The sequence below is a fragment of the Streptomyces sp. NPDC002845 genome (assembly GCF_053591955.1).
In genome coordinates this window covers 55231-78684 of the sequence record NZ_JBSFUU010000045.1, presented here as the reverse complement: position 1 = coordinate 78684, position 23454 = coordinate 55231, and the positions used below count along the sequence as shown (strand labels likewise).

21 protein-coding genes and 3 pseudogenes are annotated in these 23454 nt (G+C 69.5%); 11 read left to right on the top strand and 13 right to left on the bottom strand.

Translation table 11 applies throughout. The features are described 5' to 3' along the window. Positions 1–622: 622 nt before the first annotated feature. Together ACWD3C_RS29155 and ACWD3C_RS29150 are read right to left on the bottom strand one after the other, a co-directional pair. A complete protein-coding gene (locus ACWD3C_RS29155; RefSeq protein ID WP_451149035.1) occupies positions 623–1081 on the bottom strand; it encodes a hypothetical protein in 459 nt (152 codons plus the stop codon). A 426-nt stretch (positions 1082–1507) separates the two neighbouring features. After that, a complete protein-coding gene (locus ACWD3C_RS29150; protein WP_451149033.1) occupies positions 1508–2029 on the bottom strand; it encodes a hypothetical protein in 522 nt (173 codons plus the stop codon). Between the two features lie 484 nt (positions 2030–2513). Here ACWD3C_RS29150 and ACWD3C_RS29145 point away from each other — a divergent pair, with 484 nt between their 5' ends. Continuing rightward, positions 2514–3080 (top strand): hypothetical protein, encoded by a 567-nt coding sequence (locus ACWD3C_RS29145; protein WP_451149031.1) that lies wholly within the window; start codon positions 2514–2516, stop codon positions 3078–3080. A 704-nt stretch (positions 3081–3784) separates the two neighbouring features. Here the strand turns inward: ACWD3C_RS29145 and ACWD3C_RS29140 are convergent. After that, complete coding sequence (locus tag ACWD3C_RS29140; RefSeq protein WP_451149029.1) at positions 3785–4498, bottom strand: isochorismatase family protein; 714 nt, start codon at positions 4496–4498, stop codon at positions 3785–3787. 166 nt (positions 4499–4664) lie between these two features. On the opposite strand from ACWD3C_RS29140, the pseudogene ACWD3C_RS29135 reads away from it, so the two are divergent. Then, positions 4665–4872, top strand: a pseudogene (locus ACWD3C_RS29135) (M55 family metallopeptidase); the annotation flags it as partial. A gap of 444 nt (positions 4873–5316) precedes the next feature. Here the strand turns inward: ACWD3C_RS29135 and ACWD3C_RS29130 are convergent. Beyond that, positions 5317–5781, bottom strand: coding sequence for a MarR family winged helix-turn-helix transcriptional regulator (locus ACWD3C_RS29130; protein WP_451149027.1), 465 nt, complete (start codon positions 5779–5781; stop codon positions 5317–5319). A gap of 156 nt (positions 5782–5937) precedes the next feature. Between ACWD3C_RS29130 and ACWD3C_RS29125 the strand changes: the two genes are divergently transcribed. The 3 genes from ACWD3C_RS29125 to ACWD3C_RS29115 all read left to right on the top strand — a co-directional run bounded on the left by ACWD3C_RS29125 (position 5938) and on the right by ACWD3C_RS29115 (position 8477). Continuing rightward, positions 5938–6882, top strand: a complete 945-nt coding sequence (locus ACWD3C_RS29125) for an NmrA/HSCARG family protein (RefSeq protein WP_451149025.1) — start codon at positions 5938–5940, stop codon at positions 6880–6882. A gap of 210 nt (positions 6883–7092) precedes the next feature. Continuing rightward, positions 7093–7473 carry a DoxX family protein gene (locus ACWD3C_RS29120; protein WP_451149023.1) on the top strand — a complete coding sequence of 127 codons (381 nt, stop codon included), beginning with the start codon at positions 7093–7095 and terminating at the stop codon, positions 7471–7473. 32 nt (positions 7474–7505) lie between these two features. Further along, positions 7506–8477 carry a pirin family protein gene (locus ACWD3C_RS29115; RefSeq protein ID WP_451149021.1) on the top strand — a complete coding sequence of 324 codons (972 nt, stop codon included), beginning with the start codon at positions 7506–7508 and terminating at the stop codon, positions 8475–8477. A gap of 186 nt (positions 8478–8663) precedes the next feature. Here the strand turns inward: ACWD3C_RS29115 and ACWD3C_RS29110 are convergent. The 4 genes and pseudogenes from ACWD3C_RS29110 to ACWD3C_RS29095 all read right to left on the bottom strand — a co-directional run. Next, a pseudogene (locus ACWD3C_RS29110) lies at positions 8664–9575 on the bottom strand (xanthine dehydrogenase family protein molybdopterin-binding subunit); the annotation flags it as partial. After that, positions 9572–9745: pseudogene (locus tag ACWD3C_RS29105) on the bottom strand (FAD binding domain-containing protein); the annotation flags it as partial. The pseudogenes ACWD3C_RS29110 and ACWD3C_RS29105, both read right to left, overlap by 4 nt. After that, positions 9746–10003, bottom strand: a complete 258-nt coding sequence (locus ACWD3C_RS29100) for a hypothetical protein (RefSeq protein WP_451149019.1) — start codon at positions 10001–10003, stop codon at positions 9746–9748. It lies immediately after the preceding pseudogene. Then, a complete protein-coding gene (locus ACWD3C_RS29095) occupies positions 10000–10506 on the bottom strand; it encodes a MarR family winged helix-turn-helix transcriptional regulator (protein ID WP_451149017.1) in 507 nt (168 codons plus the stop codon). Before ACWD3C_RS29095 ends, ACWD3C_RS29100 begins: the two co-directional genes overlap by 4 nt. 103 nt (positions 10507–10609) lie before the next feature. Between ACWD3C_RS29095 and ACWD3C_RS29090 the strand changes: the two genes are divergently transcribed. The 3 genes from ACWD3C_RS29090 (at position 10610) to ACWD3C_RS29080 (ending at position 14147) form a co-directional block, all read left to right on the top strand. Then, entirely contained in the window at positions 10610–11536 is a 927-nt protein-coding gene (locus ACWD3C_RS29090; RefSeq protein ID WP_451149015.1) for an NADP-dependent oxidoreductase, read from the top strand. Positions 11537–11599: 63 nt separating this feature from the next. Beyond that, entirely contained in the window at positions 11600–12508 is a 909-nt protein-coding gene (locus ACWD3C_RS29085; protein WP_451149013.1) for a pirin family protein, read from the top strand. A gap of 91 nt (positions 12509–12599) precedes the next feature. Next, positions 12600–14147, top strand: coding sequence for an amidohydrolase family protein (locus ACWD3C_RS29080; RefSeq protein WP_451149011.1), 1548 nt, complete (start codon positions 12600–12602; stop codon positions 14145–14147). A gap of 221 nt (positions 14148–14368) precedes the next feature. Here ACWD3C_RS29080 and ACWD3C_RS29075 read toward each other — a convergent pair whose 3' ends face one another. Continuing rightward, on the bottom strand, positions 14369–16081 hold the full coding sequence (locus tag ACWD3C_RS29075) for an IclR family transcriptional regulator domain-containing protein (RefSeq protein WP_451149009.1): 1713 nt from the start codon (positions 16079–16081) through the stop codon (positions 14369–14371). A gap of 42 nt (positions 16082–16123) precedes the next feature. Continuing rightward, positions 16124–17431 carry a M6 family metalloprotease domain-containing protein gene (locus ACWD3C_RS29070; protein WP_451149007.1) on the bottom strand — a complete coding sequence of 436 codons (1308 nt, stop codon included), beginning with the start codon at positions 17429–17431 and terminating at the stop codon, positions 16124–16126. A 329-nt stretch (positions 17432–17760) separates the two neighbouring features. On the opposite strand from ACWD3C_RS29070, the gene ACWD3C_RS29065 reads away from it, so the two are divergent. Continuing rightward, a complete protein-coding gene (locus tag ACWD3C_RS29065; protein WP_451149005.1) occupies positions 17761–18405 on the top strand; it encodes a TetR/AcrR family transcriptional regulator in 645 nt (214 codons plus the stop codon). A gap of 214 nt (positions 18406–18619) precedes the next feature. Then, positions 18620–20191, top strand: a complete 1572-nt coding sequence (locus ACWD3C_RS29060; protein WP_451149003.1) for an MFS transporter — start codon at positions 18620–18622, stop codon at positions 20189–20191. Between the two features lie 113 nt (positions 20192–20304). On the opposite strand, the gene ACWD3C_RS29055 is transcribed toward ACWD3C_RS29060, so the two are convergent. After that, positions 20305–20811 (bottom strand): MarR family winged helix-turn-helix transcriptional regulator, encoded by a 507-nt coding sequence (locus tag ACWD3C_RS29055; RefSeq protein ID WP_451149001.1) that lies wholly within the window; start codon positions 20809–20811, stop codon positions 20305–20307. 124 nt (positions 20812–20935) lie between these two features. Here ACWD3C_RS29055 and ACWD3C_RS29050 point away from each other — a divergent pair, with 124 nt between their 5' ends. Then, positions 20936–21745 (top strand): dioxygenase family protein, encoded by an 810-nt coding sequence (locus ACWD3C_RS29050; RefSeq protein ID WP_451148999.1) that lies wholly within the window; start codon positions 20936–20938, stop codon positions 21743–21745. A 530-nt stretch (positions 21746–22275) separates the two neighbouring features. On the opposite strand, the gene ACWD3C_RS29045 is transcribed toward ACWD3C_RS29050, so the two are convergent. Then, the gene (locus tag ACWD3C_RS29045) at positions 22276–22677 is read right to left on the bottom strand and encodes a peptidase inhibitor family I36 protein (RefSeq protein ID WP_451148997.1); all 402 of its coding nucleotides are present in this window, start codon (positions 22675–22677) and stop codon (positions 22276–22278) included. A gap of 183 nt (positions 22678–22860) precedes the next feature. Continuing rightward, positions 22861–23379 carry an N-acetyltransferase family protein gene (locus ACWD3C_RS29040; RefSeq protein WP_451149047.1) on the bottom strand — a complete coding sequence of 173 codons (519 nt, stop codon included), beginning with the start codon at positions 23377–23379 and terminating at the stop codon, positions 22861–22863. Between the last annotated feature and the right edge of the window lie 75 nt (positions 23380–23454).

Below are 23454 nucleotides of genomic sequence, written 5' to 3'. Positions count from 1 at the left end.
GCCGCACACCGAGCGCGGCAACCGGGTGAACAACTGCACACACGGGGTCAAAAGTCACCGACCCCAAAGGGGTCCAGGTTCAGAGACCGCCGACAGTTCCGGAATGGGAGATCCTTCGGACAAGCACTCCAAGTGACGCCGGCAGCCTTGAAACGGGGATTCGGTCCGTGTCACTCAGAGGCGAATCCAGCCAAGAGCAGCTATGGAGCAGAAAGCTCAGCGCACATCCCTGGCGAGCTGTCTCCGTGGAACGATCACGGGCCAACGCGTCTGTGATCGCCTGACTCAGGAACTCCTCCGTGCTCTTCCCGGACGCTTTGGCCCATGCCCGGATTCGCCTCTTTACTCCCGGCGCGAAGGGAATGCTCATCTGTAGCAATCCGTCCGGTCCCGGGAAGAGAGTGCACAGTACGTCAATGGGGAGCGAGTCCTGAAGCCGTCTCCAAACCTTTCTGATGGCAAGCTTCTCGTTCCGCGCCGACACGAGAACGGCGATGCTTTTACCGTTGTGCGACGACGCCATGGGCATACCGCTGATCCGTCGCGCAGCTTTGAGTTCGACTCCGCGTACGGTCCGAGTCAGGATGATCTCAATTGCGTGCAGAGGCACGGGGACTCCAGATCAGTAGAGCGAGATGGGGCCGTCGGGAAGCCAGCCTTCCACGTATCCAGAGACCAGAAGAGCCACCCCTTCAGGGGAGATGTCTCGGTGTCGAGTTTTGAGCTCGCTGATTTCCCACCGGGCGTGTGACAGAGACATCGCCTGAAACGAGTCCGACTCTTTCGCGCTGATTCGCACGATGAAAACGTGGGAAACGGTTCGCTGGTCATGTTCCCAGCAGTCGGACTCCCGTGTTTCGTGAACGCCATAGAGGGATCCGAAGCGAGGATTCTCGATGTGAAATCGCTCAGCCAGATACTGAGCGGCTCCGTCCTCGAAATCGATGCCGGCAGCGAGCAGCGCCTGCGGGACCGTCCAGCCACCGCAGCATCCACCGCACAACATCAGGCGCTTCTGGTTGTCCAGGAGAAGCAGGAGGACGCGGCGGTCGGCGACCGACGGGGCGTGGGAGGTTGCCATGTGTCCAGGCTGTCACATCGCTATTTAAGTAGCAATCTGGATGCCGTCCCATGAGTGACAGGTTCACTCGGGCAGCGCCAGATGCGTGCCGCACACCTGGGCCCGCCTGCCCCAGTCGACGTGCACAGGTTGCACTGAATTCGGGCCCTGCGCTGCACCCTGTGCACACGTCGTGAGCTGCGAAAACGCCGCAAAGACGTTTGGGATTCGGGCTTGCCGTGTTTTGGGGCGTCGCACACCACCAGGCTTGACCTGCGGCGACGGAATTTCCCACACATCCCACGAAGGCCGGGTCTTGCGTGAAACGTGGCTGAATACTCTGAGTGAGCATTTGCCCGCGCTGCGGCAAGGGTGGGGACCGCCGCTGAGGGCGATCCCTGACAGGGTAGCGGATCAGGCTGGGGTGGTGGGGCTGAGGCTGATGCCTCAGCCTGGTTCATGATTGGCGGGTTTCTCGTCGGCGTCGCGGAGGTCTGTGGCTTCGGTGTCCGCGTCGGAGTAGGTGGGGTCTTCTTTGTAGCGGGCGGCGCTGGTGGCGTTCTGGGCGAGGAGGAAGCCGAGGACGACGAGGCTTTGGGACTCTGCGCCGAAGGCGATCATGCGGCGGTTCCACAGGGAGCGGTCGAACTGGGAGAAGTCGGCTTCGGTGTCTTCGCGGCCGCCGTAGAGGTGTTGGTGGACGGCAGTGTCCTCGGGGATCTGCAGGAGGTGCTCAGCACGGTGGAAGCCGGTCTCGGCGTCGCTCTGACCGTCGTCGTGTTCCCCGGCGGTGGTGGTGACGCCGACGGGTTCGCGGTGTTCGTGAGGGCCGCGGGGGCAGAGGATGGTGAGCAGGTGGTACCAGCGGTGGGTGCGGGTGCGGGTGCGGGTGCGGCGTTCGAGTTTGCGGACGGGCAGGGGGGATGAGGGTGCTGGTGCCGTCGTCGAGGAAGGCGCGTTCGTGGACACGGCCGCCTTGGGACCACAGTTCGTGGTGGCAGCGGCCGTAGCTGACGGTGCGGACGTAGCGGGGCTTGGCGCGCTTGTGCCGTTTGTTGATCAGCAGGCGGCCGCGGCGGGCGATGACGTCGCGGTGCATGCCGCGGAAGGCGCCTTCTCCACCCGACCCCGCGGCTACTTCCGCCGCGTCTTCCTCAACTACGCCCACGTCCCCCACGATCAGGAGCCATGCAGCCGTCGGCGGCGTCGAGGATGGCGCAGGCCAGGTCGAGGGCGACGGCGGCTTCGCCGCCGGACGACGAACTTGGTGCCCAGGACCATCGCTTCCTCGCCCTCGTTCTCCTTCTTGTCCTTGTCGTCGTCTGTTTGTGTCGGCGGTGCGATCTGCACGTTGTCGCTGGCGCGGTCGGCTCCGCCTTCCTTCTGCCAGGAGGAGGCCGGGTCGACGCGGTGGCGGCGGATCTCGCCGGTGGTCGCATCGACGCTGTAGGGAGTGGTGGACAGGGTCGGGGACTTGGCGACGGTGCCGTCGCTGGCGATGAGCTGGTGGCGCTGGGGGCTGCTCCAGGCACGGCGGGCGTCGGAAGGGAGCAGTCCTTGGCGCAGGGCCTGGCAGGACCTCGTCGCACGCGGCGAGATGTCCGAGCAGACACTGAGCCGGTTCGGCCAGCTGCTGCACCGCTTCGAGGCCTTCGCCACCGTCCGCGGTGCGCCACTGGTCACCGATCTCACCCCGGCGATCGCCGGTCAGTTCGTCGACGCACACGGCCGCACCCGCCACGGGCACGTCGCCCCGGCCTCGCTGTCCACAAGGCATCTGCGCCGCAGCGTGCTGCGGATGCGCTTCTCCACCGCCCGCCGCCTCGGTCTTACGGACACCGACCCGGCCCGGGACCTCGATCTGCCGCCGCGTGTCACCGGCGAGACCCGCTCGCTGGACGAGGCCGAAGCCGTCGAGTTGCGTCTCGCGGCGGAGTTCACCGACCCGCCCCACCCGGCACGCCGCGGCCGCCGCGCTTGCGCTGCTCCGGCGAGATGCAGGGGTCCCCTTCGCCCCTGACGCGTCCGAGCCCGGTGTGGAGGACTGGTCGGGGAGATCCGACGCCCCCGTCCCGCAACCCCGGACCTGTCGACATGGACCAACCCGGCCCGGGAGTCCGCTGATTGACCGGGTGGTGCCTGAGCCTTGCCGGAGGGGGTTCTCCCATGTGCACATCATGACCTCGTACGGCACCCGCGAGTTCGCCGAGAGCCACTGCACGGGTGGCCGCGGGCGATGAGGTTGTGCACTGGGCCTCCTGCGGCGCTGTGCCGGCGGCTTCGAGGTCGCCCCGATCCTCGCCCCATCAGTTGCGGCATCCGTCCGATGCCGGTCTCGGCCGTGCCAGGCTCCTCTCTCGCCAGTGGCCGACCCGCGCACTGCCCAGTGCTCAGTCGGCGCGCTCAGGGCTCGCCGCAGGACGAAAGCCTTGCCGACATGCCTGCGGACAAGGCTGCGAAGACCATGATGCCGGTGTATGTATGCACCGTTCCACGGAGTACGCCCCCGACGGACGGCGCGTCCAACCGCCGTCACGCCGGCTGGTGGCGGGCCGGACCGACTGACGACTCACCGGGTGGCCGGGGCCCGGGCCGGGCGGCCCGGGCCCCCGGTGAGTAAGTCTGGTGCCGCGGCGCCTTCGTGGTGATCGCGGAGCAGGTGCGGGCGGCGATCGAGGCGGCGGCTCCGCTCCATGTGGAGCGGAGCGTTCGCTGAGGCCAGGGTCAGGCCTGGTTGAGCTTCTCCAGTTCCTCCAGTTGCCAGCCGGCGACCTCCCTCATGATCGGCCCCTGCGGAGAGGCCCAGTCGAGGCCCGACTCGGAGATCAGCGCGAAGGTCGAGTTGGGTACGCTGCCTGCCTGGACCATGCGCTGGACCGCCAGGTCGTGCGCCTCCTTGGTGACGCCGCCGACCGCGTCCGCGGGGAACGTGGTCCTGAGACCTGCGGCCTGCATCTCCGCCACCGGGTAGGCCAAGCAGATCTCGGTCCACAGGCCGAGCATGATGAAATTGCGGCGGCCGGTTTTCCGTATCGCCTGGCGGAAGGCCGGGTCGTCCCAGGAGTTCATTGTGGTGCGGTCGATCTCGGGGACGTCCGGTATCTCCGCACGCAGTTCCGGGAGCGTCGGCTGGTTGATGCCCATCTCGACCGCGATGGTGCTCAGGACGACCGGCATCCCCATCTTGACCGCGAGGCGGGCCAGCGCTCTCGCGTTGACCATCATCACCTTGGTGTCGATGGACTTGACCCAGCCGAGCATTTCCGGCTGGTAGTCGATGAACACCAGCGCCGAGTTGTCGAACGTGAACAGTTGCTCCTTCGAGCGGCCACGGGACGCTGCTGCAGCGGCCTGAGGCGCGACCATCGAGGTCGTCGCGGCTGCGGCACCGGCGCCAGTGGCCGCAATCACTCCACGACGGCTGATCTTCTTGTCCATCAACGCTCTCCTTGACGAAGGCACCGCGACCTTCATGGCCGCGGGCGGGCCTCACACCAAATGAATGATGCATCATTTATATTGAGAAGTGAATGACGTGTCAAGGAGTTCGGGCGCCCGTCTGTCTCGTAGGAGGTTCCCTGGCCGGCGCGTAACCTGAGGCAGCGTGAAGATCCTCATCAGCGCCGACTTGGAGGGTGCCACGGGGTGACCTGGCCGGCTGACGTGCTGATGGGGACCCCGCAGTGGGAGCGGTGCCGGGCGATGTTCACCTCGGACGTCAACGCCGCCGTGCTCGGCTTCTTCGACGGCGGCGCCCCCACTGGACCATGCGCAACCTGCCCCCCGAACGGCTCGATGAGCGGGCGAACGTGACCGCGTTCGTGGTCCGCCGGCTCATCGTGCGAGGCCTGCTGACCGAGCTCAGCGGCAACCCGGACGGCTCGCTCCTCAACCCCAAACAGGTCGATGCCGCGGGCCGGTGCGAGGACCTGGCCGACCTGGTCGCCGCCGCCACCCCGCTCGGTCCCGACCAGGCCGCCGAGCGTCTCGGGGCGAGGCGGCTTCGACCACATGCGGACCCTGGGATGGATCAAGCCCACGGAGTGGCGAGAGGTGAGGTACGGCACCTCCCGGGCCGGGGCGGTCGACGTGCCGATCTTCACCACGGCGTCGGTCGACGCGGTGGTCGACGCGCACCCCGAGGTCGACTGGGAGCAGCTGCGTCAGGGCAAGTATTTCTGGCTGTCTCATGGGTCCTCTGAGACGAGCGAAGTCAGTAGTCGGCGGTGTCACCAGTGCGAGGACCGCGGTGAGGGTCACGGTGGCTCGTTGTCCAGTTGTTCGAGGATGTGGTTGGAGAGCCGTGCGAAGGTGGCGAGTTCGTCCGGGCTGAGGGCGTCGATGACCAGGCGGCGGACCGTGGCTACATGGTGGGGTGCGGCGGCCTCGATGGTTTTGCGGCCGGCCGGTGTGATGGCGACGAAGGCACCGCGTCCGTCCTCGGCGCATTCCTCTCTGGCCACCAGGCCGCGTTTGATCATCCTGGCGATCTGGTGGGACAGGCGGCTCTGTTCCCACTCGATGGTGTTGGCGAGGTCCTGGAATCGTTGCCGACCGTCGGGGGTGTCGGTGAGGGCGACGAGGATCTGGAAGTCGGCGCCGGACAGTTTGTGCGCCTTCAGGTCACGCTCCAGCGTGGCCCAGAGCTTCTGGTGCAGGCGGATGAAGGCACGCCAGGCGTGCTGCTCGGCGGGGCTCAGCCACGCGGGTGTGTCGTTCATACGTAACGAGTTTACCGGGGCGCTTGACATGTCATACACCTGCGCCTAACGTACATGACACATCATCTGACGCGTCATGTATTTTCGGGCGTGGAGGTAGATGACATGCCATGTAGCAGGGTGTGTCGCCCCTGACCCAACAAGAAGGAGAAGGCCGTGGCGGAGAAGAAGGTGATCGCGGTGGTCGGCGCGACCGGCGCCCAAGGTGGCGGGCTGGCCAGGGCGATCCTGGCCGACGCTGGTGGTGGGTTCGCGGTACGTGCGCTGACCCGCCGTCCCGACTCGGACACCGCACGCGAGCTCACGGCCCTGGGCGCCGAGGTGGTGAAGGCCGACATCAGCGACGAGCGGAGCCTGACGGAGGCGTTCGACGGGGCGCATGGGGCATACCTGGTGACCAACTTCTGGGAGGACATGTCGCCCGAGCGGGAGAAGCAGGAGGCGGCAACCATGGCCCGGGCCGCCAAGGCCGCGGGCGTGGCCCATGTGATCTGGTCGACGCTGGAGGACACCCGCGACTACATCCCGCTCGACGACGAGCGCATGCCGACGCTGATGGGTAGCTACAAGGTGCCGCACTTCGATGCCAAGGCCGAGGCCAACCAGTTCTTCACCGATGCCGGGGTGCCGAGCACCTTCCTGCAGACCACTTTCTACTGGGAGAACCTGCTCGGCCCGATGGCGCCGCAACGGGGAGACGACGGCCGGCTCGTGCTGGCCATGCCGATGGCCGACAGTCCGCTCGCCGGCATCGCCGCCGAAGACATCGGCAAGACCGCCTACGGCATCTTCCGCCGCGGCGGTGACCTCGTGGGCCGCACCGTGCCCATCGCCGGCGAGCACCTGACCGGCAAGCAGATGGCCGAGGAGCTCAGCGCGGCCCTGGGTGAAGAAGTGGCGTACGTGCCGGTGCCCTTCGACGCGGTACGGGCGCAGCCGTTCCCCGCCGCGGCCGAGACGGGCAACATGTTCCAGTTCTACGCGGAAGTGCCGCAGTTCAACGCGGTCCGCGACCTCGACGTCGTCCGCGACCTGAACCCGCAACTGCAGACGTTCCAGCAGTGGCTGAACGCACACAAGCACGCCTTCGCCAGCGCCTGACGGGCGACCCGGCGGACCTCATTCCACGCATCTGATTCCCAGGGCCCCCGGCGTTCTCGCAAAACGCCGCCTTCGTCCCGTCGTGACGGCTGCCGCTGACCCGACCCCGTCGCTGACCACGGCTGTTGGAGCCGAGGTCGCACCACCGGAGCACATCGGGACGCATCACGAGAACGTCGGGGCCCTGTCTGACCCCCTGATTGGTAACTCATGAACATCGTTTTGTGGATTCTGGCCGGCCTGCTCGCCGCGCTCTTCCTGGCCGCCGGCGGCGCGAAGCTGGCCCAGCCGAAGGAGAAGCTCGTCGCCTCGCCGAACATGGCGTGGGCCGAGGACTTCTCTCCGGGCATGCTCAAGCTGATCGGCGCCCTGGAGGCGCTGGCCGCGGTCGGGTTGATCCTGCCCGCCGCGCTGGACATCATCCCCGTCCTGGTGCCGCTGGCCGCCGTCGGCCTCGTGCTGCTGATGGTCGGGGCGGCGATAACCCACGCCAGGCGCAAGGAGTCCAGCGCGATCGTGACGAACCTTGTGCTGATCGTGCTGGCCGGTGCGGTGGCGTGGGGCCGCTTCGGCCCGCACTCCTTCACCTGATCGCCGGCAGCGTCTGTACAGGGAGGAGCGCCATGCCCGCCATCACCGTCGAGGACGTCCTCGTCCTGCCCCGCCTGCCCACGCTCGCCCCTGCCAGGACCCGGGTCCGTGAGGTGCGCTGGTTGGTCACCGCACCGCGCGGCTACGAGGGTGAGGGCTTCCCGGTACGCCGCGGGTTCGCCGATGTGCCCCTGTCTGAACTGGATCCATTCGTCCACTTCGATCATCTCGGCGAAGTGGACCTGGGCCCCGGTGAGCCCAAGGGGACCCCGTGGCATCCGCACCGCGGCTTCGAGACCGTCACGTACGTCATCGACGGCATCGTGGACCACCAGGACTCCAACGGTGGCAGTGGGCGGATCGCCGACGGCGACACCCAGTGGATGACCGCCGGGGCGGGCATCCTGCACATCGAGACGCCGCCGGAGAGCCTGGTGATGAGCGGGGGCGTGATCCACGGCACCCAGCTGTGGGTCAACCTGCCCCGGGCGAAGAAGCTGGTCCCGCCCCGATATCAGGACATCCGCGGCAGCCAGGCGGCGCTGCTGACCACACCGGACGGCGGCGCGCTGATCCGGGTCATCGCCGGCGACATCGCCGGGTACGCCGGACCGGGGGTCACGCACACGCCGATCACGCTGGCGCACATCACAGTCGAGCCTGGCGCCCAGGTCGGCCTGCCCTGGCACCCCGGATACAACGCGCTGGTCTACGCCCTGGCCGGCGCCGGCACCATCGGCGCCGAGAACAGGCCGATCCAGGTCGGTCAACTCGCCGTGCACGGGCCCGGGGACGGCCTGCGCCTCGCCGCCGCGCCGCGGCAGGCTTCACACACCCCGAAGCTGGAGCTGTATGTCATGGGCGGGCAGCCGATTCGTGAACCGGTCGCCCACTACGGCCCGTTCGTCATGAACACCCGCGACGAACTGATCCAGGCCTTCGAGGACTACCAGGCCGGCCGGCTCGGCGTCATCCCCGCCACCCGGCTGCCGCACACCGGATAACCGGCCACCGAATCTCCCGGGCCCGCGGCACGGACCGCGTGCCCCGCAGACCATCACCGCGAGCCGGCTCGCGGCGACAGGACCCGGCGTGCGGTCGTGGTTCAGTGCCAGCGGTACGTGCCGGTACGCCTGGCGGACGTTGGGGGTGCTGTAGAGCATCCGGCCGGGGACCAGCACGTCTTCGATGTGTGTCTCGTAGGTGGAGGTCTCGGCGCGCACGCCGTGCGCCGACGCCGTGAGATGCCCCCGGCGGTTGCTGCCCAGGCTCAGTTCGTACTCGTACGCGGGCCGGTATCCCACGCCGAAGTACAACTGCCTGCGGGTGAGGGCGAGTTTGACGGGGCGCTCCACCTCGCGCGCGGCCATGGCGGCGATGACGGAGTGCACCCAGGTGCGGAAGGCGTTGCCGAAGGCCCCGCCGAGGAACGGAGAGATGACGTGGATGTCGTCCGGTGGCATGCCGAGCGCGCCGGACATGCCGAAAGCGGCGAACTGCGCCGCTTGGCTCTTCTCCCAGAGGGTGAGCTTGTCGCCGTCCCAGCGGGCGACGATGCCGGCCGGTTCCATGGCGTTGTGGTGGTTGCGGGCCGTCCGGTACGTCATCTCCAGCCGGACGGCGGCCGAGTCCAGGGCTTCGTCGGCGTCGCCGCGCGCATAGGTCTCGGGCTCGTCGGCGGGGTCGGCGGCGGCCAGATCGGTGGAGGGATGCCGGGCGTCGTAGGAGACCTTCACCAGGCTCGCGGTGTGCTGGGCGGCCTCCAGTGTGGCCGCCACCACGACCGCGACGGGCTGTCCGAAGAACCGGATGCGGTCGTCCTGGAAGGCACGCAGCGGCTCGCCCGGCGGGAATTCCCCTTCAACGGGAGGGAGTTCGGGCGCGTTGAAGTGGCTGATCACCTTCAGCACGCCCTTCTCGGCTTCGGCGGCGCGGGTGTCGATGCCGGTGATGCGGCCGCGGCCGACGCTGCTGTCGACGATGACCGCGTGCACGACCCCGCCGGGGTTGTTGTCGGCGGCGTACTTCGCCTGCCCGGTGACCCTCAGCCGGGCGTCGACTCGGGGGACCGCCGCGCCGACGGCTGCCTGTGGCTGGCTCATGTGGTGCCTCCGATGGTGCGCAGCTGGCGTACGACGGTGCGTTTGAGCAGCTCGGTCTTGAAGCCGTTGTGCGTGAGGGGGCGGGCCCCGTCGGCCGCGTGTGCGGCGGCCTCGGCCCAGAGCCGGTCCGAGGGGCGCTCGCCGATGAGGGCCTGCTCGACGGCGGGCAGTCAGCGATACCCGGCGGTGCTGCCGGCGATCGTCGACGTGTGGTGGGCGGCGAGGGCGGCCGTGTCGGCGTCGCGGCGAGCCAGGATGGACCGGACGCGCTGGGTCGCGGGTGGGCCGAGGGTGTCGTACACCGTGCTGAACAGGGTGTCGGCTTGTGATGCCGACCTCGCGGATTCGGCAGGTGATGGTACGGGGAACCCGGGCGGACCGCTCGCGCCGACGCGCGGCATCGCCGTGATGCGCCCGGCGATGGTCACGGCTGCGCCGCCCTTCGCCGGGCGTCGGTGGTGGCCGTGCCGCCCGCGCGGCGAGTGTCCGCCAGGTGGTCCATGAGGTGCCCGGTCAGGTCGGCGAGTTGGGCCACCTGCTGGGGGGAGAGGGCGTCGAAGACCAGGGTGCGCACGGCGTCGACGTGTCCCGGGGCGGCCTGTTCGATGGCGGCCCGGCCGGTGGGGGTGAGGTGGAAGGTGGCTCCGCGGCGGTCGCTCTCGCACTCCTCGCGCTCGACGAGTCCCCGGCGCTGCATCCGGGTGAGCTGGTGGGACAGGCGGCTCTGTTCCCAGCCGAGGGAGGCGCCGAGGTCGCGGGCGCGCAGCCGCCGGCCGGGGGCGTCGTGGAGGCGGCCGAGTACCTCGTAGTCGGCCAGGGAGATGGCGTGCTCGTCCTGCAGTTGCCGGCCCAGTACGGTCCGCAGCTGGTCGGTCAGGTGGATCAGTCCGCGCCAGGCCTGCTGTTCCTCGGTCGTCAGCCAGATGGTCATGGGGCCAGCCTAGCGGAATGCATGATGCGTCACGTAAGTTCGGTGATGTGTCATGCAACGATCGCCGGGTCCGCTCGGCGGATCCTGTACGCGAGGAGCAACCATGAAGGCCGTCACCGTCACCGCGTTCGGCAATCCGCCCGTCCTGCGCGAGGACGTTCCGGAGCCGGCCACGGGGCCCTGGCAGGTACTGGTCCGCGTCCAGGCGTCGTCAGTGAACTGGCTGGACGTGGACATCGCCTACGGTGCCCTCAAGGACGTGGCCCCGCACGAGCTGCCGATCACACTGGGCCGGGACTTCGCCGGGATCGTCGAGGCCGTCGGTGAAGGCATCAGCGAGGTGGAGGTCGGCGACGAGGTCTTCGGGGCCGTACCCATGGCGGAGACCGTTGGCGACGGGGCCTGGGCCGAGCTCGTCGTGACCGGCGGGCACACGCTGACCCGCAAGCCCGCCCACATCGACAGCGCGACCGCCGGTGCGGCCGCGCTGACGGCCAGTACGGCGCTCATGACGGTCGACGCGCTGGACCTGGCACCCGGCGACACCGTCCTTGTCGTGGGTGCGACCGGCGGGGTCGGCGGCATCGCCGTACAACTCGCCCGGGCGGCCGGTGCGACCGTCCTGGCGCCGGGACTGCCCGAGGACGAGGAGTACCTGCGCGCCCTGGGTGCGAGCGACGTGCTCCCGCGCGGGGGTGACCTCGTCGCCGCCGTACGCAGGAAGCACCCCGGCGGGGTGGACGCGCTCGTCGACGCCGTGACCGCGTACGAGATCACGCCGTTCGCGGGAGTCGTCAAGGGCGGCGGCCGTATCGCCTCGCCGACCTACGCCGCAGGTTATGGCCCAGGCCGCACCAACGTCGTGCACGGGCCGTGCCCCGAGATCCTCGGGCGCGTGGCGCGGCATCTCGCCGACGGCACGATCAGGATTCCCGTCGGACGGACCTACGCGCTGGCGGACGCGGCCACGGCGCTCCAAGCCCTCGTGACCCGCCACACGCGCGGCAAGATCGCACTGCGCGTCGCCTGAACCCTGTCCATCCTCCCTTCATCACCCCGTCTCCTTTCGGGAGCCGGGCATCACGGAGCAACCATGACCGCACAGTTGACGGGTGAGCGCACGCTGACCCGCATCACCACCAAGCAGCAGCTGGGCCCCGACGCGCAGGTCGACGACAAGGCACTCGTCTTCGTGCCGACCGCCCCGGCCCTGACCGACCCCTTCCTCGCCCTGGTCGAGGACTGGTTCTCCACCCCCGGCTTCGAGTGGCACCCCCACCGCGGCCTGGAGACCGTCACCACCGTCGTGGACGGCGTCCTGGAACACGGCGACAACCTCGGCCACGCCGGGGCGCTGCAGGCAGGTGAGGTGCAGTGGATGACCGCCGGGCGCGGCATCATCCACCGTGAGCTCGCCTACCGCGACGAGCACGCGCACGTGCTGCAGATGTGGCTCAATCTGCCCGCCGAGCAGAAGCTGACGCCGGCGCGCTACCAGGACCTGACCAAGGCCGCCATGCCACGCGTGCACGCGCCGGGTGTGACGATCGACGTCCACGCCGGCACCGTCGGCGGCGTCACCGGCGCGACCGACACCCGTCACCCGGTGCAGGGCGTCGTCGCCACGCTCGACCCCGATGCCTTCTACGACCTGCAAGTCCCCGCCGAACACCGGCTGTTCGCCCACGTCATGAACGGGCGCCTGCTGATCGGCGGCCGGGAACTGCACGCGGGGCAGACCGGCTGGTCCGACCCCGTCACTAGGAGGAGCGGGGATGACGGCGGTGCTCCGGCGGCCACCTCGCTGCACCTGGCGGCCGTCGATCCCGAACAGCCCGCCCGCGTCATGGTCTACAGCGGCACTCCACTGCGCGAACCCGTCGCCGTCGGCGGCCCGTTCGTGATGAACACCAAGGTGGAGATCACCAAGGCGTTCACCGACTTCCACGCCGGCGCCTTCGGCCCGGTGCCCCGCCAGGCCCGCCTCGCCTACGACCGATGACCGGACGTCTGCGACACGGACCGAGAACAACCCAGATCACCAGAAGGACCAGAGACAAGAGACAGCGAACATGATGAACAAGAACACAGACATGACCCAGCCCGAGTCGTCGGCCAGATCAACGTCCCCGGAACCGGCTGGTCACAGGGCGCGGACGTTCGGCCGCCGACGGGTACTCGCCGGTGCTGCCGGCGCCACGGCCGTAGGCGTGGGCGTCGGCCTGGGGGCGGCCTCCCCGACCGCGACGGCATCCCCGGCACCGGCGGCCGCGCCGGTGACGTTCGCACCCGGCCGGCCCGTCCTCTTCCGCCGGGCGACCGTGGTCACCATGGACCCCCGCCGCGGGGTACTGCCCGACACCGACGTCCTGGTCCGCGGCACGGACATCGAGGCGGTCGGCCAACGGCTGTCCGCGCCCGCGGACGCCACCGTCATCGACGCCGCCGGAGCCCTGCTGCTGCCCGGCTTCGTCAACACCCACCAGCACATGTGGCAGGCCGCGATGCGGGGCGTGGGCGCGGACTGGACCCTGGCCCAGTACGTGGAATGGATGCTGACGAAGTGGGGGCCGCTGTTCCGCCCGGAGGACATCTACGCGGCCAACCATCTGAGCATGGTCGAGGCCGTCAACGACGGGGTGACCACCGTGATGGACTGGTCGCACGGCCTGCGCACCCCCGACCACGCCGACGCCGCCGTGGACGCGCTGTTCGCCGTACCGGGACGCGCCCGGTTCGGCTACAGCAACGCCTTCGCCGCCGACCTGAAGTGGGTCTACGACGGGCGCATCGACAAGATGCTCAAGGAGCGGTTCGCCGGCACCGACCAGCTCGTCACCATGCAGGCGGCGTTCGACATCTACGTCAACACCGACGACTCCCGTCGGGCCCTGAAGCACACCCGCGACCTCGACCTGCCGCTCAGCACCCACGCAGGCGTGTTCGGGATGGTCGGCGACGACAACATCCGCTTCCTGGAAGAGAACGGCGCTCTGTCACCGTCGACCACCCTGGTCCACGCCGCCTCGCTGAGCGACGACGCCTACCGGCGCATCGCCGACAGCGGCGCCCAGTTGTCCCTCTCGGCGGAGAGCGAGCTCAACGCCGGGCAGGGCTACCCGCCCACCGCGAAGGCCCGCCAGTACGGCATCCCGGTCTCGCTGTCCCAGGACACCGTGGTGTGGTGGAGCAGCGACGTCTTCTCCGCCATGCGCGCCACCCTCAACGCCGACCGGGGACTTGCCCACCTGCGCGCCCACGAAGCCGGCAAGTCACTGACCAGCAACGCGCTGCGCGCTCAGGACGTGCTCGAGTACGCCACCATCGGCGGCGCACGGGCACTCGGCCTGGACCGTCTCATCGGCTCGATCGCCCCGGGCAAGCGGGCGGACCTCGTCCTGCTGCGCTCCGACACGCCGACGATGACGCCCACCAACAACCCGGCCGGGCACGTCGTCTTCCAGGCCGAACGCGCCGATGTGGACACAGTGCTGGTCAACAGGCGGGTCCTCAAGCACCGCGGCACCCTCATCGGCGTCGACGCGCGCCGCGCCCGGCACCTCGTCGAGCAGTCCCTGGAATACCTGCGCTCGAAGATCACCAACCAGGACTGGCAGCAGGCGATGAACCCGGCCGTGTGAAGCCCGGATCCTAGGGCGGCGGCCGAAAGGTTCGGCAGGGCCGCCCAGCGGCGTTCGCCGGCCTCGGCGTCGTAGCGGTCGGCGTCGGCCACGGTGCACTGTATGTTCGTCGCGGCCCGCACATCACCGTGTGGGCCGCGTACCTGTCGTGGCGGGGCGCAGGTGTCCCCGCCTCCCTCGGCTCCCCTCGATCCCCCGGCTCCCCTCGATCCCCCTGCCCTTCAACCCCAGGCCCCCTCACCCCAGGCCCCCTCACCCCCGGCCCCCTCACCCCCGGCCACCCCCCTGAACCTCCCCGCCACCCCCAACTCCGCCTCGATCCGCCCAGCAGCCCCCCGCAACTCCGGCAGAACCTCCCGCACGCACTCCTCCGCCGTGCGCCGGCCGCTGTGCATGGCGACGTTCACGGCGGCCACGACGCGCCCGCCCCGTTCCCGTACCGGGACGGCGATGGAGCGCAGGCCCTGCTCCAGCTCCCCGTCGACGAGTGCGTAGCCCTGCTCGCGCACGCGCTCCAGCTCCGGCAGCCGTAGCCCCTCCACGTCGGCGAGCATCACGCGCCCCAGGGATGTCGCGGAGGCGGGCAGCCTCGTCCCGACGGCCACGTTGGCGCTCAGGATGCGGCCGCTGGCGACGCGGGCGGTGTACTGGACCTCGTCGCCCACGAGGACGGCGAGGGAGGTCGATTCGTGCACCGAGGACGACAGTTCGGCCAGGTGGGGGGCGGCGATCTGGGGGAGTGAGAGCGTGGACAGGGGCGGGAAGCCGAGCCCGAGCACCCGTGGCGTGAGCCGAAAGGCGCGGTCGTGGGAGGTCACGTACCCGAGGTGCTCCAGAGTGATCAGCGCGCGCCGGGCCGTGGCCCGGGCGAGCCCCGTGGCCTGTGCGACCTCCGTCAAGGACAGCTCCGCCCGCCCCTCACCGAACGACGTGATGACGGTCAGGCCGCGCGCCAGGGACTCGACGAACTCCCGGCCCAGTTCCTGTTTGGAGGCCCCGGTCCAGGTCGCCAGCCCCGACGGCGCCTCGGGCCGGGCGGGGGGAGCGTCGCGCAGCCGCGCCTCCATCACCGCCACGGTCTCCCGCAGCCGCGGCAGCAGTACCGACCGCAGCGAGCCCGAGCCCGAGCCCGAGCCCGAGCCCGAGCCCGCGGCCGAGCCCGAGCCCGAGCCCGCGGCCGAGCCCGAGCCCGAGTTCGCCGTGTGCCGGCTCGTATGGCTCACCACGCTCGCGACGCACGCGATACGGCCGGAAGGCCCCGGCTCGCGCACGGGCACGGACACCGCCACCAGCCCCGGCTCGATCAACTGGTCGTCCAGCGCCCACCCTTGGGCAGCCGCCTGAGCCACGCGCGCCTCGAAGTCGTCGTACGCCCCGGCCCTCGGCGGTACCGCGGGGAACCCGTGCCCCTCCGGATCGGCGGCCCACCGCGTACGCCAGGCCGACCACTCCTCCTCGCCCCACTCGGCGGCGAACAGCGAGCCCGGCGCGGTGCGTTCGGCGGGGAGGAGGTCGCCGATGCGGAAGCTCAGCGACATGGCACGCCGGCGGGTCGCCTGGTGGATGAAGCGGATGCCGTCGCGGTCGCCGACCGCCAGGGACACCGACTCGTCCAGCTCGTCGGCGAGGGCGTCCGCGTACGGGTTCAGCAGCGCGGGCAGCCGCAGAGCGGCCAGGTACGCGTTGCCCAGCTCCATCAGGCGGGGGGCCAGGACCGCGTCCCGCCCGTCCAGCCGTACGTAACCCATGCGCGCCAGGGTCGCCGTGATCCGGTCGACCGTGGACCGCGCCAGGCCCGTGGCCTTCTCCAGGCCGCTGAGACTCGCCGTTCCGCCCGCCTCGGTGAGCTGTCGCAGAACGGCGATCCCGCGCATGAGGGGGGCGACGGCCTCGGCGGGATCGGAGGGGTCGGCGGCGGTGGCACTCGGGCGCATGGTGTCACCGTAATCCCAGGTCGTACGCGGCTGCCCCGGCTCTCACCGCCTCGTCACATGGACCCGGTAGTGCCCGGCCGGGTCCGCGCCCGCCACCGTGATCGTGATCCCCGTCCTCGGGTCCTTGAAGGACTCGCCGGGAATGAAGGTCGCGTCGGAGAGCTCGGCGTGGACGTTCGGGCTGCGGGTGCAGCCGCCGCTGTCGCGCTGGGAGTCGTAGACCTTGATGGGGCCGTTGCCGGTGTCGACGGTCGCGTCGACCTTGTAGATGAGGATGCCGGGGCGGCACACGGCCACGTCGTTGCCGGCGCGGGTGCGCAGCTCGACGGCGTACCCCGTGCGCCGGTTGAGGGGGACGAAGACCAGCTTGGCGCCGCCGGTTTCGGCGAGCGGGGTGAGGGTGTACTCGGTGGTGCCGCGCAGGGTCGCGCAGTGGACCTGGGTCTCGTCGAGCCAGCCGAGCTTCCATTTGTGCCAGGCGAGGAAGTCGTTGTCGACGCCCCAGTCCTCGCTCATGATGTCCCAGTGCCCGACGGCGCCCCCGCCCTCGTGGGTGTACAGGTCGGGCAGGCCGAAGACATGGCCGTTCTCGTGGGGGAGTACGCGGTAGCCGGTCTCGGAGTACGAGCCGGAGCCGTCGTCCTGGCGGCTGTAGACGAAGGACGTGTTGGCGACCGGCACGCCGTCGGCGACCGGGGCCTCCCTGTTGCCGGCGAAGGTCACCGACAGGACGGTGTCCAGGGCGGAGGGGCCCGCGTTCGGGGTGACGAGGACGTTCAGCAGGTCGTACGTGCTGAAGTCGACCGTCGGGTCGGCCGCGGCCACGATGTCCTCGACCAGCTCGCGGTAGCCGGGGTCGAAGGGGGCGCCGCGTTCTATGCCGTACGACCGGAACGGCTTGGGCATGCGCAGCCAGGTGCCGATGGGGGCCTCGGGGTGGTAGTCGAGAAGGCCGTACGAGCTGGTCGTGAACCAGTCGCGGGTCTGCGGGACGAACTCCGCGAGGCGTTCGAGGGCCGTGCCCTGACCAGGGGCGTCGGAGAAGTCGATCATCAGGTTGAGGGCGCGGACCGTGCCGGTGGAGGAGGCGTAGCCGGGCGGGGTCGGTATGCCCTCCGACATCTGCACCCCGGGCGAGCCGCTGATCATGCAGGAGCTGAGCGCCGGCGAGCGGCCCAGTGCGGTGGTGCCCGCTGCCGTCGTCGGGTTCGTCGTCGGGTACGTCGTCGGGTACGCCGTCAGGTGTCCGGTGCCGGCGGAGGTGCTGACCGTGAGGGTGAGGACGGTGACCGAGGCCAGCGCGGCGAGACGGCGCGGGCGTATGCGGCGGCGACTGGACGGCTGCTGCATGCATGGGCCCTTCGCTCCACGGCAGCCGCCGGTCACCCGGTGTGAGGCTGCACCCTGTTTCGATCACCCTGTGACGGGGGAAGCGCGGGCGCGCGCTGGAGAGGCCGATCGTGGGTTTCTTCGACCCGGAGGTGTGACGCGGGTCACTCAAAAGAGATCCGGGAGAGGGAAATAACCGGGGATCGTTTCCCCGTTTAGCCATGTGTCCGAGCGAAGCGGGGACGCAATCCCCGGATCGCCTCCAGCGAAGCCATTGATCCATTCGTGCGGCGAGCGAAGCCGATGACGTAGCAGCGATTACGCAGTGATGACGTAGTAGGGAGTACGCCGTGGAGACCGCACCCCTCGTGCAGCGCAAGACGCCCCGCCTGCGGGCCGACGCCCTGCGCAACCGGGAGCGCATCGTCACCGCCGCCCGCGAGATGTTCGTCGAGTTCGGCCCCGATGTGCCGCTCGACGAGATCGCCCGCCGGGCCGGCGTCGGCAACGCCACGGTGTACCGCAACTTCCCGGACCGTGACGCGCTGGTGCGGGAGGTCGTCTGCTCGGTCATGGACCGTACGTCTCAGGCGGCGAAGGCCGCGCTCACCGAGACCGGTGACGCGTTCGAGGCGCTGTCGCGCTTCGTGCACGCCTCCGCCGACGAGCGGGTCAGCGCGCTCTGCCCGATAATCTCCAGCACCTTCGACAAGCACCACCCCGATCTGGAGGCGGCACGGGCGCGGATGGAGGAACTGGTCGAGGAGCTCATGGAGCGCGCCCGTACGGCCGGACAGCTCCGCTCCGACGTGGGTGTCGGCGACCTGATGATCGTCGTGGCCCAGCTCAGTCGTCCGCCTGCGGGGATGGCGTGCCTGGGCATGGACCGTTTCGTCCACCGGCACCTTCAGCTGTACCTGGACGGCCTGCGGACTCCGGCCCGCTCCGAACTGCCGGGTACGGCCATAACCATGGAGGTTCTGCGCCGGACCTGAATCGCAGCCGATGCCACAGCTGACCCCGTAGCTGACCCGTACCTGATCCCGCAGCGCGTCCGCCGCTGAGTTCGGCGCACGGCGAGAGTCGCGACTCGTAGCTCGTAACTCGTACCAAACTTCACGGCCGTCAACGGCGACGAGCCGCCGCCTTCCGTCTGTCTTTTTCTCTTACGAAGTCCCGAAGTTCTGAAGTCCCGAGGTGGGTACCCCCATGTCTGAAACAGCCCGAAGCGTCCCTGATACCGCCGGCACGCCCGGCGCTCCCGACACGCCCGACGCCCCCGATTCCAACCGCTGGAAAGCGCTCGTCTTCATCGCGCTCGCCCAGCTGATGGTCGTGCTCGACGCGACCATCGTGAACATCGCCCTCCCGTCCGCCCAGCAGGACCTGGGCATATCGGACGGCAACCGCCAGTGGGTCATCACGGCGTACGCCCTGGCCTTCGGCGGTCTGCTCCTGTTCGGCGGCCGGGTCGCCGACCTGTGGGGCCGCAAGCGCACCTTTGTCACCGGCCTGATCGGCTTCGCCGGAGCCTCCGCCCTCGGCGGCGCGGCCACCGGCGAGGCGATGATGCTCGGCGCCCGCGCGCTGCAGGGTGCGTTCGGTGCGCTGCTGGCGCCGGCCGCGCTCTCCCTCCTGGCCGTGATGTTCACGGACGCGAAGGAGCGGGCGAAGGCGTTCGGCATCTACGGTGCGATCGCCGGTGGCGGTGGCGCCGTGGGCCTGATCCTCGGCGGTGTGCTGACCGAGTACCTGGACTGGCGCTGGACGTTCTTCGTCAACATCCCGTTCGCGATCGTCGCGGCGGCGGGCGCGTACTTCGTCATCCGTGAGCCGAAGGGCGGCCGCAACCGTTCCCCGCTCGACGTCCCGGGCGTGGTCCTGTCCACCCTCGGTCTGGTCTCGCTCGTCTACGGCTTCACCCGCGCCGAGTCCGACGGCTGGGGCGACTCGGTGACGATCGGCATGTTCGTGGCGTCGGCGGTGCTGCTGACCGCGTTCGTCCTGGTCGAGTCGAGGGTCAAGGCCCCGCTGCTGCCGCTCCGCGTGATCACCGAGCGCAACCGCGGTGGCATTTACCTCTCCCTGGGCCTGGCGATCATCGCGATGTTCGGCCTGTTCCTCTTCCTGACCTACTACCTGCAGATCGTGAAGGGCTACTCCCCGGTCAAGACCGGCTTCGCGTTCCTGCCGATGATCGCGGGCATGATCACGGGCTCCACGCAGATCGGCACCCGCCTGATGACCCGGGTTCCCCCGCGCCTGCTGATGGGCCCCGGCTTCCTGGCCGCGGCGCTCGGCATGCTGCTCCTGACCCAGATGGAGATCGGTTCCTCGTACGCCGGTCTGCTCCTGCCGGCCCAGCTGCTGCTCGGCCTCGGTATGGGTACGGCGTTCATGCCGGCGATGTCGCTGGCCACGTACGGTGTCGAGCCGCGTGACGCGGGTGTGGCCTCGGCCATGGTCAACACCTCGCAGCAGGTGGGCGGCGCGATCGGTACGGCGCTGCTGAACACGATCGCGGCCTCGGCCACGACCGCCTACATCGCGGACAACATCACCTCGGCGACCTCCCGCTCCCAGCAGCAGCTGCTTCAGCTGGAGGGCATGGTGCACGGCTACACCAACGCCATCTGGTTCGCCGTCGGCATCCTCGTCCTGGCGGCCGTCATCGCCCTGACCTTCGTCAACACCGGCCGCCCGGAGATGGGGCCGGCCCAGGGTGCGGGCACGGGCGAGGGCACGGAGGATGAGGTGAAGGTGCCGGTGATCGCGCACTGACACCCGTGACCGGGCTTCGGGGCCCGACGGGACCTCTCGTACGTACGAGGAAGGGGACGCCCCGTACGTACGACTCCCAGGACCTGCCCTGGCTCCGCTGAACGCCTGACGGCTCAGCGGAGCCAGGGCAGGTCCGCTCCCGCCTCCTTCGGCTGGAGTCCCTCGGCGACGATCTGCATGATGTCGCCGAGGGCCTTCTGCTGTTCGGGGGAGAGCCGGTCGAAGACGGCCTGTCGTACGGCGGCCACATGGCCGGGCGCGGTCCGTTGCAGCACCTCGACCCCGGCGTCGGTCAGCACGGCGAACTGGCCCCGCTTGTCGGAGGGGCAGTCCTCGCGACGCACCCAGCCGTTCTTCTCCAGCCGGGCGATGGCGTGCGACAGCCGGGACCGGGTGATCTTGACCTTCATCGCCAGCTCCGTCATCCGCAGCCGCCGGTGCGGCGCCTCGCTGAGCACCGCGACCATGACGTAGTAGACGTGAGGCATGCCCGCGTCGCGCTGCAACTGGCGGTCGAGATGGTCCTCAAGGAGGGTTGTGGCGTGCACAAATGAACGCCAGATGCGCTGCTCGTCGGCGGTGAGCCAGCGGGGTTCTTCGTCAGCGGGAGCCGTGTTCATACACACCACTTTACGGTGCCCGTCCTTGAATTTTGAACTATAGGGATGTAAGGTGAAAGACAAATATTGAGAGTTAAATCATCACGCCCCCAAGTGATCATGGAGTGAAGAGGGAGTCGCCGCCATGTCCGCCGCCACCGAGGAGCGCCGCCCCGTCGCCGAGCGCATGCCGGCCCTCTATCTGAGCCATGGCGCCCCGCCGCTGGCCGACGACCCCATCTGGCCGGGCGAGCTCGCCGCCTGGTCCGCGGACCTGCCCCGCCCCAAGGCGATCCTCATGATCTCCGCCCACTGGGAGGAAGCCCCCCTGGCCTTGGGCGCGGTCGAGTCCGTCCCCCTGGTCTACGACTTCTGGGGCTTCCCCGAGCACTACTACCAGGTCCAGTACGCCGCCCCCGGCGCCCCTCAACTCGCCGACTCGGTCCGCAAGTTGCTCCGCGCCCCCGGTACGCCGGTCCAGGACATCCCCGACCGGGGCCTGGACCACGGCGCGTACGTCCCCCTGGTGGAGATGTTCCCCGAGGCCGACATCCCGGTCCTCCAGATCTCCATGCCCACCCTCGACCCGGTCCGCCTGATGGACATCGGCCGCAAGCTCGCCCCCCTGCGCGACGAGGGCGTCCTCATCGTCGGCTCCGGCTTCTTCACCCACAACCTCGCCGCCCTCCGCCACACGGGCCCCGGCGTCCCCACCTGGTCCTCCGAGTTCGACGACTGGGGCCGCCGCGCCCTGGAGTCCCGCGACGTCGACTCCCTCCTCGACTTCCTCAACAAGGCCCCCTCCGGCCGCTACGCCCACCCCCGCACCGAACACTTCGCACCACTGTTCGTGACCATGGGGGCGGCGGAGGTCTCCGGGGAGCTGGATACGCAGAGGTCCGTGATCGAGGGGTTCTGGCTGGGGATGGCCAAGCGGTCGGTGCAGTTCGGGTAGGGCGCGCGTCGGCCACGCACGCCGAAAGACCCCGGCGAGGTGGCGACCTCCGGGGTGTGGCCGACTGCGAAGGCGGCGGCGGTGAGCCTGGGCCTCGGAGCAGGCCCGAGGCTCACCAGTTGGGATTAGCGATCCGTAGCGATCCCGTGGCAGAACATCACGCGCACGCCCGGCGCCCAGGCGACGTCGGGCACCCTCCTCGGTGGGGTCGCGAGAGTTCACCGACCAGCGTCCGGAGGGACGTGCCACGAGGGCTGACGGCTTCCGCTGTTCAGCACCAGGGCACGAAGGCGACTGGCTCACGTCCCTGAGCAACACGGGGGATCCCTAAGCCAGTCAGAGACGCTGCCCGCCCGGGTGCCCCCGCCCAGCGCCTCGCCCGCTCGGGCACCTGCCTCGGCGGGTTACCTGGAGGGGCTGGGCGGGGGCCTGGAGAGGCTGGGCGGTGGACACCCTCAGGGCGCGCGCTTCGTGGCCGTGCCACGGGGGCGGGCCGTCCCGTTCGGGTCAGGCGGGCCGGCGGCAGCCGGTCAGCAAGACGTGACCCACTTGTGGGAGCGCACCTTGTAGGTGCCCGCGAGGTTGCCCTGCTTGCCCACCTTGGTGCAGCCGACGCGGTCCTTGTAGTCGGCCTTCTTGTAGTAGACGACGTCCTTTTTGCCGCTGTTGTAGCCGTTGTTGTACACCGACTTGACGTTGTTGGTGCCGGCCCACGAGCACCTGATGGAGCCGCCCCGCCAGTCGCTGTCGTTCCCGTCCCACGAGCACATCTTGCCGGTGCCGTTGTACCCGGTGTAGAAGCAGATGTCCCCCTTCTTGCAGTCGCTGTACGAGGCGGCCTGCGCGGTGCCCGGCATGATCATGACTGCTGCGCCCGCGACGAGGGCGGCGCCGGCGGCGAGAGTGGCGCGGGTCTTGCTGATGCTGGTCATCCCCGGTTTCTCCTGATGCTTTCCCCCTGCGGGGTGCCACCGACCTGGTGGCACGGCCAGCATGGAGCGCGGCGGTCGACACGGGTACCTCGTAACTCCGAGGGTCTGCGGCCCCTCCGGGAGGTCAGCGGCTCCTCCAGGAAGTCAGCCGCTCCTCCAAGAGCGGATGACCTGGCGGATGACCTAGAGATCCTTCTCGTACCAGGCCACATCCCAGTACCGCCCGAACTTCCGCCCGACCTCCCGGTACGTCCCCACGTACTGGAACCCGAACCGCTCGTGCAACCGCACGGATGCCTCGTTCGGCAGCGCGACCCCGGCGTACGCTCGGTGGAGGTCCTCCTCGGCGAGGGACTCGAACAGGGCCTTGTAGAGCAGGGTGCCGATGCCGCGGCCGCCCTCGCCGGGGGCGAGGTAGGCGGAGATCTCCACGGAGGTGGAGTACGACGGCTTCGGGCGGAACGGGCTGCTCGTCGCGTACCCAAGAATTCGCTGTGAGTCGGTGTCCACGGCAACCTTCAGACGATGCGGACCGTCTTCAGGGTGGGAGAGAAGCCAAGGGCGGCGCTCTTCGGGTGTGAAGACCGCGGTATCGAATGTGATGGGCGTCTCACGTACGTAGTGGTTGTAGATGGCGGTGAGGGCGTTGAGATCGGACTCGACTCCTGGTCTGACCTGCACCTCTGTGCGTTTCGGCGATATCTGGCCCCCTTCGTGGCGGGACAGGATACTGCATGATCAGAAAAATCGAGGGGCGGGTTGGGAATTCTGTCCGGA

Bases quoted from the DNA above. Each gene is read 5' to 3' on its own strand.
- ACWD3C_RS29090 (WP_451149015.1), top strand. From the start codon at position 10,610: ATGAAGGCCGTCACCGTCACCGCGTTCGGCAATCCGCCCGTCCTGCGC.
- ACWD3C_RS29120 (WP_451149023.1), top strand. From the start codon at position 7,093: ATGAACATCGTTTTGTGGATTCTGGCCGGCCTGCTCGCCGCGCTCTTC.
- ACWD3C_RS29070 (WP_451149007.1), bottom strand. From the start codon at position 17,431: ATGCAGCAGCCGTCCAGTCGCCGCCGCATACGCCCGCGCCGTCTCGCC.
- ACWD3C_RS29080 (WP_451149011.1), top strand. From the start codon at position 12,600: ATGACCCAGCCCGAGTCGTCGGCCAGATCAACGTCCCCGGAACCGGCT.
- ACWD3C_RS29115 (WP_451149021.1), top strand. From the start codon at position 7,506: ATGCCCGCCATCACCGTCGAGGACGTCCTCGTCCTGCCCCGCCTGCCC.
- ACWD3C_RS29075 (WP_451149009.1), bottom strand. From the start codon at position 16,081: ATGCGCCCGAGTGCCACCGCCGCCGACCCCTCCGATCCCGCCGAGGCC.
- ACWD3C_RS29045 (WP_451148997.1), bottom strand. From the start codon at position 22,677: ATGACCAGCATCAGCAAGACCCGCGCCACTCTCGCCGCCGGCGCCGCC.
- ACWD3C_RS29055 (WP_451149001.1), bottom strand. From the start codon at position 20,811: ATGAACACGGCTCCCGCTGACGAAGAACCCCGCTGGCTCACCGCCGAC.
- ACWD3C_RS29050 (WP_451148999.1), top strand. From the start codon at position 20,936: ATGTCCGCCGCCACCGAGGAGCGCCGCCCCGTCGCCGAGCGCATGCCG.
- ACWD3C_RS29085 (WP_451149013.1), top strand. From the start codon at position 11,600: ATGACCGCACAGTTGACGGGTGAGCGCACGCTGACCCGCATCACCACC.
- ACWD3C_RS29095 (WP_451149017.1), bottom strand. From the start codon at position 10,506: ATGACCATCTGGCTGACGACCGAGGAACAGCAGGCCTGGCGCGGACTG.
- ACWD3C_RS29130 (WP_451149027.1), bottom strand. From the start codon at position 5,781: ATGAACGACACACCCGCGTGGCTGAGCCCCGCCGAGCAGCACGCCTGG.
- ACWD3C_RS29155 (WP_451149035.1), bottom strand. From the start codon at position 1,081: ATGGCAACCTCCCACGCCCCGTCGGTCGCCGACCGCCGCGTCCTCCTG.
- ACWD3C_RS29060 (WP_451149003.1), top strand. From the start codon at position 18,620: ATGTCTGAAACAGCCCGAAGCGTCCCTGATACCGCCGGCACGCCCGGC.
- ACWD3C_RS29140 (WP_451149029.1), bottom strand. From the start codon at position 4,498: ATGGACAAGAAGATCAGCCGTCGTGGAGTGATTGCGGCCACTGGCGCC.